Annotated in this window: 11 protein-coding genes; 9 read left to right on the top strand and 2 right to left on the bottom strand. The window is 57.7% G+C overall.

All coding sequences use genetic code 11. The features are described from left to right. Positions 1 to 394 precede the first annotated feature (394 nt). The 8 genes from asnB to HM1_RS01330 all read left to right on the top strand — a co-directional run bounded on the left by asnB (position 395) and on the right by HM1_RS01330 (position 9,842). A complete protein-coding gene (gene asnB / locus HM1_RS01365; RefSeq protein WP_012281454.1) occupies positions 395 to 2,239 on the top strand; it encodes an asparagine synthase (glutamine-hydrolyzing) in 1,845 nt (614 codons plus the stop codon). A gap of 275 nt (positions 2,240 to 2,514) precedes the next feature. Then, entirely contained in the window at positions 2,515 to 3,264 is a 750-nt protein-coding gene (locus HM1_RS01360) for a hypothetical protein (protein WP_012281453.1), read from the top strand. Between the two features lie 332 nt (positions 3,265 to 3,596). Then, the gene (locus HM1_RS01355) at positions 3,597 to 4,781 is read left to right on the top strand and encodes an ABC transporter substrate-binding protein (protein ID WP_012281451.1); all 1,185 of its coding nucleotides are present in this window, start codon (positions 3,597 to 3,599) and stop codon (positions 4,779 to 4,781) included. A gap of 427 nt (positions 4,782 to 5,208) precedes the next feature. Beyond that, the gene (locus HM1_RS01350) at positions 5,209 to 6,402 is read left to right on the top strand and encodes an ABC transporter substrate-binding protein (RefSeq protein WP_012281450.1); all 1,194 of its coding nucleotides are present in this window, start codon (positions 5,209 to 5,211) and stop codon (positions 6,400 to 6,402) included. Positions 6,403 to 6,516: 114 nt separating this feature from the next. Beyond that, entirely contained in the window at positions 6,517 to 7,398 is an 882-nt protein-coding gene (locus HM1_RS01345; protein WP_012281449.1) for a branched-chain amino acid ABC transporter permease, read from the top strand. Further along, positions 7,399 to 8,391 carry a branched-chain amino acid ABC transporter permease gene (locus HM1_RS01340; RefSeq protein WP_012281448.1) on the top strand — a complete coding sequence of 331 codons (993 nt, stop codon included), beginning with the start codon at positions 7,399 to 7,401 and terminating at the stop codon, positions 8,389 to 8,391. Continuing rightward, the gene (locus HM1_RS01335) at positions 8,372 to 9,151 is read left to right on the top strand and encodes an ABC transporter ATP-binding protein (RefSeq protein ID WP_012281447.1); all 780 of its coding nucleotides are present in this window, start codon (positions 8,372 to 8,374) and stop codon (positions 9,149 to 9,151) included. Before HM1_RS01340 ends, HM1_RS01335 begins: the two co-directional genes overlap by 20 nt. Then, complete coding sequence (locus HM1_RS01330) at positions 9,138 to 9,842, top strand: ABC transporter ATP-binding protein (RefSeq protein ID WP_012281446.1); 705 nt, start codon at positions 9,138 to 9,140, stop codon at positions 9,840 to 9,842. The genes HM1_RS01335 and HM1_RS01330 overlap by 14 nt, the downstream gene beginning before the upstream one ends. A gap of 253 nt (positions 9,843 to 10,095) precedes the next feature. Here the strand turns inward: HM1_RS01330 and HM1_RS01320 are convergent, their stop codons facing one another. Together HM1_RS01320 and HM1_RS14290 are read right to left on the bottom strand one after the other, a co-directional pair. Further along, on the bottom strand, positions 10,096 to 10,347 hold the full coding sequence (locus tag HM1_RS01320; RefSeq protein ID WP_012281444.1) for a hypothetical protein: 252 nt from the start codon (positions 10,345 to 10,347) through the stop codon (positions 10,096 to 10,098). Between the two features lie 342 nt (positions 10,348 to 10,689). After that, entirely contained in the window at positions 10,690 to 12,678 is a 1,989-nt protein-coding gene (locus HM1_RS14290) for a methyl-accepting chemotaxis protein (RefSeq protein WP_012281443.1), read from the bottom strand. A gap of 170 nt (positions 12,679 to 12,848) precedes the next feature. Between HM1_RS14290 and HM1_RS14285 the strand changes: the two genes are divergently transcribed. Then, on the top strand, positions 12,849 to 13,355 hold the full coding sequence (locus HM1_RS14285) for a rod-binding protein (RefSeq protein WP_012281442.1): 507 nt from the start codon (positions 12,849 to 12,851) through the stop codon (positions 13,353 to 13,355). The last annotated feature ends 102 nt before the right edge of the window (positions 13,356 to 13,457 follow it).

Below are 13,457 nucleotides of genomic sequence, written 5' to 3'. Positions count from 1 at the left end.
TTACGAGACACATACACTGCATGGAAAAGCATGTTTTTAGCCGTTGCTCGGTCATCCCGGTCAACGGCTTTTTATACCCTTTGCACGGGTATTGGGCGACCACTTATTTCTATTTATCGACCCCTTAGTAGGAAGGATGCCTACAATTCTCTTGGGCGTCTATCAGGGCAACATCCACCCCTGACAATCAAGGCCGTATAAAACAAGGCCGAATAAAAGGACGATGAAGACCTCGGCAGCGATGCCGGGGTTTTCTTATTTGAGACAGGCGCAAAATCCGCTTTTCCACATAATATGTCAAAGCTACGGCGGGGAACCGCTGGTCCGATCGTAACATATACTGCACCAAGCAGGATGAAAATGAAAATCAATATCAGAAAGCAGGGTGACAGCCATGTGTGGTATCGTCGGATGGGTCGACTGGGAGGCTGACCTCTCCCAACAGGGAACAATCCTGGACGCGATGGTGGAGACGCTGACCCATCGCGGTCCCGACGCCTCGGGGACATGGATCTCGCCGCAGGCGCTCATCGGCCACCGGCGGCTGAGCGTCGTCGACCGCATCGGCGGCGTCCAGCCTATGATCCGGGAGGTAGGCGGGCGGCGTTATGTGCTGACTTACAACGGAGAGCTGTACAACACGCCGGAGCTGCGGCAAGAGTTGGAGGTGCGCGGCCACCGCTTCCGCACCCGCTCGGACACGGAAGCGCTGCTCCTCGCCTTTATCGAGTGGGGCGAGGATTGTGTCCAGAAGTTAAACGGCATATTCGCCTTCGGCGTCTGGGACGAGACGGAGCGACGCCTCTTCCTGGCGAGGGATCGCATGGGTGTCAAGCCCCTCTTTTATGTCCGCCGAGGCAGCGCCCTCCTGTTTGCTTCGGAACTCAAAGCCCTGTTGGCTCATCCCGACATCCGGCCGGAGTTGGACGCCGAGGGGTTGGCCGAGGTCTTCGCTATTGCGCCGGCCCGCACGCCCGGTCACGGCGTCTTCAAGGGCATCCAGGAGGTGCGCCCCGGATACACCCTCACCATCGATGCCGCGTCGATGCGGAAAAAGCCTTACTGGACACTAAAGAGCCGGCCCCATGAGGACAATCTGGAACAGACGACAGAGCGGCTTCGCGAACTGCTCTTAGACGCCATTGAACGGCAACTGGTCTCCGATGTGCCCGTCTGCACCCTTTTGTCGGGCGGGCTCGATTCGAGCACCTTGACGGCTGTGGCTGCCCATGTGTATGCGCGAGACGGACTGGGCCCCTTGAACACCTACTCCATCGACTACCGAGACAATGACATCTACTTCAAGCCGAGCGCCTTCCAGCCCAACGCCGACGCCCCCTGGATCAAGCGCGTTTCCGCTCATCTCGGCACTGTTCACCACGACGTGATCATCGACACGCCCGAATTGGTCGACGCCCTCCGGCCAGCCTTGTGGGCGCGGGACCTGCCCGGCATGGCCGATGTGGAATCGTCACTCTACCTCTTTTGCCGGGAGATCAAAAAAGGCGCCACTGTAGCCCTGTCCGGTGAGTGCGCCGATGAGGTTTTTGGCGGCTACCCTTGGTTCCACCGCCCGGAACTGCTGAACGTCGGCACCTTCCCCTGGTCCCGCCGCCTTGCCGAGCGGGCGGACCTGCTGGCGCCGGAGATGCGCCAATACATCCAGCCGGAGGCTTATGTGGCGCGGCGCTACGAGGAGACGCTGGCCGAGGTGCCACGTCTGCCGGGAGAAGACGCCGAGGAGGCCCGACGGCGCGAGATGTTTTACCTCAACATCCACTGGTTCATGGCCACCCTGCTGGATCGCAAAGACCGCATGAGCATGGCCCATGGCCTGGAGGTACGCGTCCCCTTCTGCGACCATCGCATCGTCGAGTATGTCTGGAATATCCCTTGGGCGATGAAAACCTGCGAAGGGCGGGAGAAGGGCCTCCTGCGCCGGGCCTTGCGGGGCATCCTCCCTGAAGATGTGCTCTGGCGCAAAAAGAGCCCCTACCCGAAAACGCACCACCCCGCCTATACAGCAGCCGTCCGCCAGTGGTTGACAGAGATCCTCCATGACCCCGCTTCGCCCCTTTTGCCGATCATCGACGTCGAAAAGGTGCGCGCCCTGGCGGCGGCTGACGCGGTGACGACCGACCTGCCCTGGTTCGGTCAATTGATGGGGCTTCCCCAGCTCTATGCCTACCTGGCCCAGGTCGACCTCTGGTTGCGCACTATGCAGATCAGCATTCGGTAAGGTAAATCACCCTGTAGGCAGTCTTTATATTCCTCCGCGTAAAGTCTACATCGCGCAAGCGGAGGCGGGGAGCAGCCCATAAAAACAGGAAATAAGTGGGATATTCGACCTTGGGACGCCTGTCCCGGGGTCTTTTGACATTCTTTCTGTTTGCATTATGTATTGAATATTTCAAAGAGGCATATACTATTTCCAAAATACGAACAAACTCAAGGCGACGGAAATCGGTAAGCCGATCGGAAAAGCCGCTTTGTGTTGATGGAGGATGAGTTGAGATGACAGGTTTTTCCAATGAAGTAGCGACACGGGAAAAGGCATTGCAGAGGCTGGACGAGGAGTACCGTCGCTACCGCCAGGCGCTGGAAGCCGCCTTCACGCTGGCGGAGACGATGATGCAAAAGGCGCTCGAACCGGTTCGAACAGAACTGCAGACCATACGCGAACGACTCGAATCGATGCCGACCATGCCAGACATCCCCCAAATCCCCGGCCAGGGAATCCTGACCGACCTGTCCGAGCGCGCCCCTGACCTGGCCGCGCCGGGTTCTGCAGAGAACAGCGGCGGCGCCGCCCGGCGACCCCGCAGCCGCAAAAAAGAAAAGTCCGAAGAAAAGGCCAAAACCCCGCGCATCCGTTGGGGGACGACCGATGAGGAGATCCGGCACACCGTCTTTGCGCAGTTGCGCTCCCTGGAGGAAAAAGGGAAAGACATCACCATCACGACGATCAAGGCAGAGGTGCCCAGCATGATGCGCTATGTCTACGGCGAGAAGGCCTTGTTCAAGGGGATCGGAGAACTGCTGGAAGAGTACCGCAGCGAGGGGGTCAAGCAAGCGTCATCCCCCGCCGCTTCCCAGGTGATCGAACTCCCCAGCCGGAAGGACGGGAGCGACTTTGACGGTCCCGAGCCGGACCCCGCGCCGATGAGCGCGCCCACGGTGACCGTGGAAAGCGAGGCCGCCCTCTTCCAGCCGGAGCTGCCTGTAACGCCGGTGGGGAGCCTTCTCGACCTGTCCAAAGTATAATCTTTCTCTGCAAGGAGCAACAGGAATAAGCGATCGAATGCCGCCAATGATGACAGTTGGAACTTTCCGTCACGTTGGCGGCATTTTTGGTAAACAGCAGGGGGAGACAGACCGCAAAAGGTCAGCCCCAAGAAAAGCCATGACGATTGTGAAACTTGTTTCTAATGCGTTTATCCATCAATTTCTCCCGTTTACGGCTTTTTTGACATAAAAAGGTCAAATTGTTCTTCTGGATCGGACATTGTTTTTTATTGACGGACAGAATATCGAACCCTATAATTAGTGCTAAGATCGTCAATCGCTTAAAGATTGGCAAGTGAAGGAGGAGAAATATGGGTAAAAGCAGATGGCTGAAAGGCTTGGGCGTCGTGCTCAGCCTGGCCTTGCTGGCGGGTTGCTCGGGGCAGTCCAAGGAGGCCAAGGCGCCGGGACAAGCGGGCGATGAGATTCTGATCGGGGCGAACTTCGAACTATCGGGGGACGTTGCTACATACGGGACGTCGTCTCTGAACTCCGCCATGCTCTACTTCGATGAAGTGAACGCCAAAGGCGGCATCAACGGCAAGAAGATCAAGGTCATCAAGTATGACAACAAGTCGGACAAGGCCGAATCGCTGAGCGTCGTCACCAGGCTGGTCACCCAGGACAAGGTCTCTGCTGTCATCGGTCCCGTCACCTCGGGCAACACCTTGAGCGTCGTCTCCTTCGCCGACGACAAGAAGGTGCCCGTCATCACCCCGACGGCCACCAATCCTGACGTCACCGTCGATCCGAAGACCGGCAAGGTTCACGAATACGTCTTCCGAACCTGCTTCCTCGACTCCTTCCAGGGCAAGGCGGCCGCCGAATTTGCCCTCAAAAAAGGCGCCAAGAACGCCGTCATCCTCGTCAGTCAGGCTGATGAGTACTCTAAAGGCCTCGGCAAGTTCTTCAAGGAAGCCTTCACCGCCGGCGGCGGCGTGATTGTCTCCGAAGAAGCCTTTGACAAGAACGACAACGACTACCGGGCCATCCTGACTAAGGTGAAGGGCAAAAACCCCGACGTGATCTACCTGCCGGCCTACTATGAAGCCGTCGGCAAGATCGTCAAGCAGGCCCGCGGCCTCGGCATTACGGCCACCTTCGTCGGCAGCGATGGCTGGGATTCACCGAAACTGGTCGAAGTGGCCGGCAAGGACAACTTGAACAACTGCTTCTTCACCAACCACTATACCCCTGAGGATCCCGATCCGGCCGTCCAGGCTTTCGTAAAAGCCTACAAAGAAAAATACGGCCAAGTGCCCGACGCCCTCGACGCCCTTGCCTATGACGGCGCTCGCCTGCTCGTCGACGCCATTCAGCGCGCCGGCAGCGCCGAACCGGAGAAGATCAAAGAAGCCCTGGCGGCGACAAAAGACTTCCCGGCCGTCACCGGCACGTTCACCCTCAACGAAAACCATGACCCCGTGAAAGACATCGTCATCGTCGAACTGAAAGAGGGTGTCCAGACAGTCAACGCCAAGATCAAGGCCCAGTGATCGCTGGTTGTTCACCGCCCTGCCGGGGAGAAGAGACCCGGAAGCAACAAGATTCTGCCGGGTCTTTTTCTTCATTGACAGGGAAATGTACGCAGAAGTACAATTGAGATAGCTGTAGTGATTGCGGCTGTGGACACCGGAACACTATCAATGAGATTCACCCGTGAAAGCGGTTCAGCAGCAGTGGATTTCCCGAAAACTCCCTACGACGGGGTCGGACAATGACGTTCGCCGTCAACATGACGACGGAAGTTTGCGCCCGACCTTGTTTTTATGTCCAGCGGTTGTGCTCTCAATCACTGCCAGGAGCCGATGCGGACCCGGCCGGACAGGGGAGGTGGTGCGAGATAGGTTCCGGCGAGCGGTTCCTGAGGATATATCACCCGGACATATCTTGTGTAGGAAAATGAAAGGGGAGGTCACGTTCGTGCGGTGGAAAAAAAGTGTTGTGACGGCTGTATCCCTCGTAGTAACGGCCAGCCTGCTGACCGCTTGTTCCGGCGGAGGGAACAAAGATACGGCTGCCAACGCGCCTGCGGCCAATGAGTTCGTGATCGGCGGCAACTTCGAACTGTCCGGTGGACAAGCCACCTTCGGCAAGGCCGCTGTGAACGGTGCGAAAATGGTCTTTGACAAGGTGAATGCCGAAGGCGGCATCAACGGCAAGAAGATCAGATTCGTCGTCCTGGACAACAAGTCCGAGGCCACTGAATCGACTAACGTAGCGACCAAGTTGATCAACTCTGAAAAGGCCGTCGCCATCCTGGGCTGTACCACCTCCGGCGACACCCTCGGCATGGTCCAACTGGCTATGGACAAGAAGATCCCTGTCCTCTCCACATCGGCCACCAACCCCAAAGTGACTGTCGATGAGAACACGAAGAAGACGAACGACTTCATCTTCCGCGCCTGTTTCATCGATCCCTTCCAGGGGACGGTGATGGCCAATTTCACCCTGAATAACCTGAAATTGAAGACCGCAGCTGTGCTCACCGACAACCAAGCCCCCTACTCGAAGGGCCTTGCCCAGTTCTTTAAGGAATCCTTCGTCAAAGGCGGCGGCGAGATCGTCGCTGACGAGGGCTACGTGACGGGTGACCAGGACTTCAAAGCGACGTTGACGAAGATCCGCGGCAAGAACCCTGACGTGCTCTACGTCCCCGGTTACTATGAAGAAGTTGGCAAGATCGTCAAGCAGGCCCGCGAACTGGGCATGACCATGCCGATCATGGGCGGCGACGGCTGGGATTCGCCGAAGCTGACGGAGATCGCCGGCGCAGCAGCTTTGAACAACACCTTCTTCTCCAACCACTACTCCTCGGAAGACACAGATCCACTGGTGGTTGACTTCGTCAAGCGCTATAAGGAGCTGTACGGTGAAGTGCCCGACTCCATGGCCGTTCTCGGCTATGACGGCGCTCTGATCATGGTCGACGCCCTGAAGCGCGCCGGCGAACCTAACCCCCTCAAGATCAAAGAGGCGCTGGCCGCCACCAAGGACGTCCAGACGGTCACCGGCAAGATCAGTTATGACGAACAGCACAATCCGATCAAAGCGGCCGCCATCATCGAGATGAAGGACGGCAAGCAGACCTTCAAGGACAAAGTGGCTCCGAAGTAATCGCAATGAAATAGCTCCCAAGCAACTGTTATCACAGGCTCCGAAGCGACCGCTACTTAAAAAAGGAAGGGGGGAAGCCACCCCCCTTCCATTCTGACAAAGGAGGGGCTGACAGTGGAAGTATTTTTTCAACAGCTTATCAACGGCCTCTCCCTGGGCAGCATTTATGCTCTCATCGCGCTGGGGTACACGATGGTGTATGGCATCATCCGATTGATCAACTTTGCCCACGGTGATGTGTACATGGTCGGAGCGTATGTAGGGTTTTTTGCGACGACCCAGGGATGGGGTTTCCTTCCGTCGCTGATCATTTCGATGGTTGTCTGTGCGATCCTGGGGGTCGTCATCGAACGGCTCGCCTATAAACCCTTGCGCGGGGCGCCGAAGATCGCCGTTTTGATCACCGCCATCGGCGTATCCTTTTTCCTGGAAAATGGCGGCGTCTTGGCTGTGGGCGCGAAAATCCGCACTTTCCCCAACGTCTTCCAAGAGGTGCAGTATCACTTCTTCAACGGCAGCGTCGTCATCACCAACCGCCAGATCGTCATCATGGTCGTCACGGTCTTGTTGATGCTGTTGCTCCAGTACATCGTCCATTACACCAAGACCGGCAAAGCGATGCGGGCCGTCTCCCATGACACTCAGGCGGCCATGCTGATGGGCATTAACGTCGACAACACCATCTCCGCCACCTTTGCCATCGGGTCTTCGCTGGCCGCGGCAGCGGGAGTACTGGTGGGGATTTACTATAACGCCATCAACCCCTACATGGGCATCATGCCCGGCTTGAAGGCCTTCGTGGCCGCCGTCGTCGGCGGTATCGGCGTCATCCCCGGCGCCTTCGTGGGCGGTCTTTCCCTGGGCGTTATTGAGGCCCTTGTCAGCGGGTACGGCCAGTCGCTCTACCGCGACGCCGTGGCTTTTGCGCTGCTGATCATCATCCTTATCGTCAAACCGTCGGGGCTGTTCGGCAGCAACGTGCGGGAGAAAGTGTAGGTGAGCGGCGTGAAAAAACTGTTGAATCTGCCCAACCTGATCGTCGCCGCCGTTCTGCTTCTCTTTTACGGTTTCGTCAGCTTCGGCCTCGAGCTGGGTTTCATCGATGACTACTACAAGTTAAACCTCTTTTTGATCTGCATCAATATCATCCTGGCCACGTCCTTGAACATCATCAACGGCATGACTGGCCAGTTCTCTATCGGTCACGCCGGCTTCATGGCCATCGGCGCCTACGGCTCGGCGATCATGACCATGAAACTGGGCTATCCCTTTCCCGTCGGGATCCTCGTGGGCGCCCTGGCCGCGGCCATCGCCGGCTTCCTCGTCGGCATGCCGACGCTGCGCCTCAAAGGCGACTACCTGGCTATCGCCACTCTGGGCTTTGGCGAGATCATCCGCGTCATCATCCTGAACATTGAGTATGTCGGCGGCGCCGCCGGCTTGAACGGCATCTCCCAATTCACGAGCTGGGAATGGCTCTTCTTCCTCACCGTGGCGACGGTATTGATCATCAAGAACTTCATGACCTCCACCCACGGCCGCGCCTGCATCGCCATCCGCGAGAACGAGATCGCTGCCGAGACGATGGGCATCGACATCACCCGCTACAAGGTGATCGCCTTCACCATGGGCGCCTTCTTCGCCGGTATCGCCGGTTCCCTGCATGCGCACTACTTTTACACCATCCAGCCGACCACTTTCGGCTTCATGAAGTCCTTCGACATCCTCGTCTTCGTCGTCCTCGGCGGCCTCGGTTCCCTGACCGGTTCGGTCATCTCGGCCATCGCCCTGACTATCCTGTCGGCCTTCTTGCAGGAGTATGCCGAACTGCGCATGGTCATCTACTCGCTGCTGCTCGTCATCGTCATGCTCGTCCGTCCCCAAGGCCTCATGGGCACGGCCGAATTCAGCTATGCCGGCATGCGCCGCCTCTACGCGCGGTTGACCGGCAAAGGAAGGGGGGCCGGCAATGATACTGCTGTCGGTTAATCACCTGAGCAAAACCTTCGGCGGCTTGAAGGCCGTCTCCGATGTCAACATGGAACTGAAGATCGGCGAACTGGTCGGACTCATCGGACCGAACGGCGCCGGCAAGACGACCCTCTTTAACCTGCTGACGGGCGTCTACAAGCCGACAGACGGTGATATCGTCCTGCGCCGGGAAACGATTGTCGGATTGAAACCCCACCAGATCAACCAGAAGGGGATCGCCCGGACCTTTCAGAATATCCGCCTTTTCTCCAACCTGACGGTGATGGACAACGTCAAGATCGCCTACCACCAACACCGCAGCTACAACATGCTCAGCGCCATTTTGCGCCTGCCCTCCTACTTCCATGGGGAAGAGGAGATGGACAAGAAAGCGGAGCGCCTGCTGGAGATCTTCAAGCTCGGCCACAAAAAAGACGAATTGGCCAAAAACCTTCCCTACGGCGAACAGCGCCGCCTCGAGATCGCCCGCGCCCTGGCCGCTCAACCGCAACTGCTGCTCCTCGACGAGCCCGCAGCCGGCATGAACCCTCAGGAGACGGCCGAACTGATGGAGATGATCCGCTGGGTCCGCAAGGAGTTCGACCTGACCATCCTGCTCATCGAACACGATATGTCTCTCGTCATGGGCATCTGCGAGCGCATCTACGTCCTCGACTACGGCCAGATCATCGCCGAGGGGACGCCGGAGCAGATCAAGTCGAACCCGAAAGTCATCGAAGCGTATCTCGGAGAGGATGTGACCCATGCTCACGGTTAAAGACCTTCACGTCTACTACGGGGCCATCCACGCCCTCAAAGGCATCTCCCTGGAGGTCCGGCAGGGCGAGATCGTCACCCTCATCGGCGCCAACGGCGCCGGCAAGACGACGACATTGCACACCCTCTCCGGTCTGATCAAGCCCAAGTCGGGCGTGATCCGCTTTCAAGATCAGGACATCGCCGGCATGGCCGCCCAGAAGATCGTCGCCATGGGCATGTCTCAGGTCCCCGAAGGCCGCCGCATCTTCGCCAACATGTCTGTCCTGGAGAACCTGGAACTGGGCGCCTTCCTCCGCAAGGACAAGGACGGCATCAAAGAGGACATGGAGAAGGTCTTCACCCGCTTCCCGCGGCTGAAGGAACGGACGAGCCAGCTCGCCGGCACCCTCTCCGGCGGCGAACAGCAGATGCTGGCCATGGGCCGCGCCCTTATGTCCCGGCCTAAACTGATGCTCCTCGACGAACCCTCCATGGGCCTAGCGCCGCTCCTCGTCCAGGAGATCTTCGCCATCATCAAGGAGATCAACGAGGCCGGCACGACGATCCTGCTCGTCGAACAGAACGCCCACATGGCCCTCTCCATCGCCCACAAGGCCTACGTCCTGGAGACCGGCAAGATCGTCCTCTCCGGCCCGGCGAAGGAACTGGCCGAGAGCGAAGAGGTGAAGAAGGCCTATCTGGGTGGATAAATAATTAATAAATCCCTGAATTGCCTAATTGTTACCACTCGCCCAAATTGGCGGAAAAATAGGTTACCACCAGCATCGGCAATTCACAGGAACGAAAAAAGCAGGAAAACAGCGAAGGAAGCAAAAAAGCCGTCTCATGCGAAAAAAATACGCAGGGGGCGGCTTTTTCATCGTTATGGGCAGCACAGGGCACCGAGTTTGAGCTCCAAATCCGGTGACAAGAAGTCACAGACAAGATGAGCATAACATTTTCTTACAAGCGCAAATACCTCGGAATCCACGCCTCAAACTTATTCTTGGCGCTGCAGTTCGGACAGACGCAGAGGATCTCCGCCATCGCATGGCTTTCATCGGCTACATAGTGGGTGGAACCGATGTAGACCACATCGAGAGGGACCGTGTGCGGCAGGGCCTCGTTGTGAACGACCCCTTTGACGCTGAGTTCGAAGCGCTCCCGGCAGGCCCGGCATGTTAAGATGACTGCTTTTTGTTTGGAAATGATCATAAATCGCACCTCCGCTTAAAATCACTCTGTCACTAACAGGGTTCACAGGTTGCAAGTGTGGATGAGAATGGCACTTCATAAAAAAAAGACCTTTCGATCAGCCTGCGACGGGCAGTCAATCGAGAAGGTCTCCACGATGAGACGACGGTAAAAGATGCTGCGTTGACGGTAAAAGATGCTGCGTTAGAACAGGATATGTCCGCACCGGATTGAATATGACCTTATCATAGGCGATTTCACGACTACCGTCAAGAGGGGTTAGAAAGGGCTGCGCCCGGATTCAACCGGTCACGGCGCTTTCTGCAACAAATGATCGCGCCGAGGTTACAGGCAGGATAGGCGCTACTGGCGTTCCACGACGAAACGCTGCACCAGTTCGCTGAGTCTGCGCGCCGTGTGGGCCAGCATCTCGGTAGAGGCGGCGATCTCCTGCATGGCCGCCGTCTGTTCCTGGGTGGAGAGGGCGATGTGCCGGGAGGTGTCGTTGTTGCTGCGAGCGATGGAAGAGACGTGATCGACGGCCGCAAGGACCTGCTTTTCCTCGCCGGCCAGTTCGATGACCGCCGCAGAGACGGTCTGCATCTTACAGGTCACATCGGAGACGGCGGCGATGATCTCCTGAAAGAATTCGCCAGTGCGCTGGACGACTTGGATGCCGGCCCGTACGACTTCAGTCTCGCTTTCGATCGAATCGATGGCGCGGGCGCTTTCCGACTGAACCGAGGCGACGAGGCGGGCGATGTCCTGGGCCGCATGGCGCGACTGTTCGGCGAGCTTGCGCACCTCTTCGGCGACAACGGCGAAGCCTCGGCCTTCATGGCCGGCGCGGGCCGCCTCAATGGCCGCGTTCAGGGCCAGCATCTGGGTCTGGGCGGCGATGGCGGTGATCGTATCGACGATGCGCGAAATCTCCTTTGACCGTTCGCCCAGTTGGTGAATCACGCCGGCAGACTGGAGCACTGTGTCGTGAATGACTTTCATCTGTCCGGTGGCTTCATGGATGGATGCTTGCCCTTCCTGAGCGCGGCGCTGCGCCTGAGTCGTCGCCTCGGTAACTTCCGTCGCCGTTTTCGAGAGCGCCGACAGTTGGGCCGTGATGCGGCGGATGATGTTGGCGGTGGCTTCCGTTTCCTGTTCCTGGTCGGCGGCGCCAGCTGAGACCTCCTGAACGGATCGGGCGATCTCGTCAGCAGCCTCCGCCGTCTGACCAGCCGCCGACTGGAGGTTGCCGGCGAGGCGGTTGACCTCGTAGGTGCTTTTCATGATGCCGTGAACGAGGGTTTTCACGCTGGCGATCATGGAATTGAAGGCCTTGCCCAGATCGCCCAATTCATCCTCTTGGCGGATATCGACAGTGTGGGTAAAGTCGCCTTCAGCCAGGCGATGGGAGACAAAGACCATGGCATTGAGAGGACGGATGATGATGACGGCGATGATCAGGACCATTGTGCCGGCGAGACCGACGATGGCCACAGCGGCAACAGTCAGCAATTTCCAAAAGAGTTCTTTCGTGCGGGCGGCGATGAGCATGTCGGCCCGTTCCTTGCTGATGGAGAGGCGGAAACCGCCCCAGTGCTTGCCCTCAAAGTATATCGGGTAGGACATATCCCACATGGTGACCGTCTTTCCTTCAATCTTTCGCTCGTAGACGGTTTTGAGCGGTTTTTCTCGATTTGTGTTGGAGGCCGCAGCGCCTCCGGCTTTGTCGTTGAAAATCCGGTTTGAGCGGTACTTCTGGCTGAGGATCCCCGTGGCGCCCCAGGCGTCGCGGGAAAGGTCCGGGTCGGTGGGGCTGTAGAAGGAGTTATGGGTGGAGATATATCCTGTCTTCGCCGGATCAGATGAGTGTTTAGTCGCCAGGGCGAAGACGACATCGGGATCGCTGCCCATGAAAGCGTCGATGTAGTGCTGCCAGTACCGGTCCGTATAGGGGTCGGCTTTGGACATGTACTTATACTCGTACTCTCGCATTGGGATGCGGGCACCGTCGAATCGTTCTACAGTCTCCTCCGGTCGATATCGTTTGTCTGCTTCTGCCTTGCTCTCCGGGATCAGGGTCAGCTCATCGTCGAAGAGCAGCCCTTTGAGTTCTTCACCGCGGACAAATTGGCCGGAGGGGAGTTCGACGCCGTTGCGGATGTGGCTTTCGACCATCGTTTCCAGGCCTTTAGCGGCTGACATGACGAGCGCTTCTCCTTTGGCGGTAAGGTCGCGCTCCACCCGAGCTTGGACGCTCCGGGTCTCCATCCAACCGTAGACGGCCAGCGTCGCCACCAACCCGATCGACAAGGTGGTGCAGGTCCAGACGGTCAGTTTTGTTTGCAGTTTCACCGCTGCGCCACCCCTTTTTCAGAATTTTCGATATAGTTTTATATTACTGGATTTTCCGGAGTGGCGCAACAACCGATGATTCCTCCTTGCATGCGGTAGGGGAGGTTTTTTGTTTTGTCCTAAAGGCAGGGGCATTTTTTGACGATAACTACAGGTGGGAGGGATGGTTTTTGATCACACCGATTCAGCGGATTATGGATACATCTGGTCTGGTCAACACAGTCAGAGGACAGACAACGGTCAAGGAGGGCGCCCTCTTTCCACGGTTGATGGAAGAACAGTTCCGAAAGTCTGCCGAGAGGGCTGATTCTTCTGAAACGGCTCGGGATACAAAAAGGATGGCGCAAAAGGCCGGCCTTGCGCCATCTCCTGAAGCGGCTGCTCCCACCGCCGGAGCGGCCAATTCCGCTGTAGGTTCGATCCTGTCTGAGGCGGAGAAGGAAAAAGAGCGCCAGCGACTGCGCGAAGCATGTCAGGAGTTCGAGGCCCTATATATCCACCAGATGCTGAAGGGAATGCGCAGCACCGTGCCCAAGTCGGATCTGATCGAAGAAGCCCCGGGCCGCAAAATCTGGGAGAGCATGCTCGATGAGGAGTACGCCAAGTCGATGGCCAAGCGCGAGGAAGTCGGATTCGCCAAGATGCTCTATAAGGAATTGAGTCGTCCCCTTGAATAGGGGGGCGGCTTTTTTTATGCAAAGCTCTTTTCGTCATCGCTTGCGACCTGACGGGTCATGAAAGTTTTATTGTTTATTGCGGGCGCAGGAACACCATCGGCC

It is taken from the genome of Heliomicrobium modesticaldum Ice1, from assembly GCF_000019165.1.
Taxonomy (GTDB): domain Bacteria; phylum Bacillota; class Desulfitobacteriia; order Heliobacteriales; family Heliobacteriaceae; genus Heliomicrobium; species Heliomicrobium modesticaldum.
The sequence above is the reverse complement of the archived record's forward strand: the minus strand, read 5'-3'. Positions and strand labels throughout refer to the sequence as shown.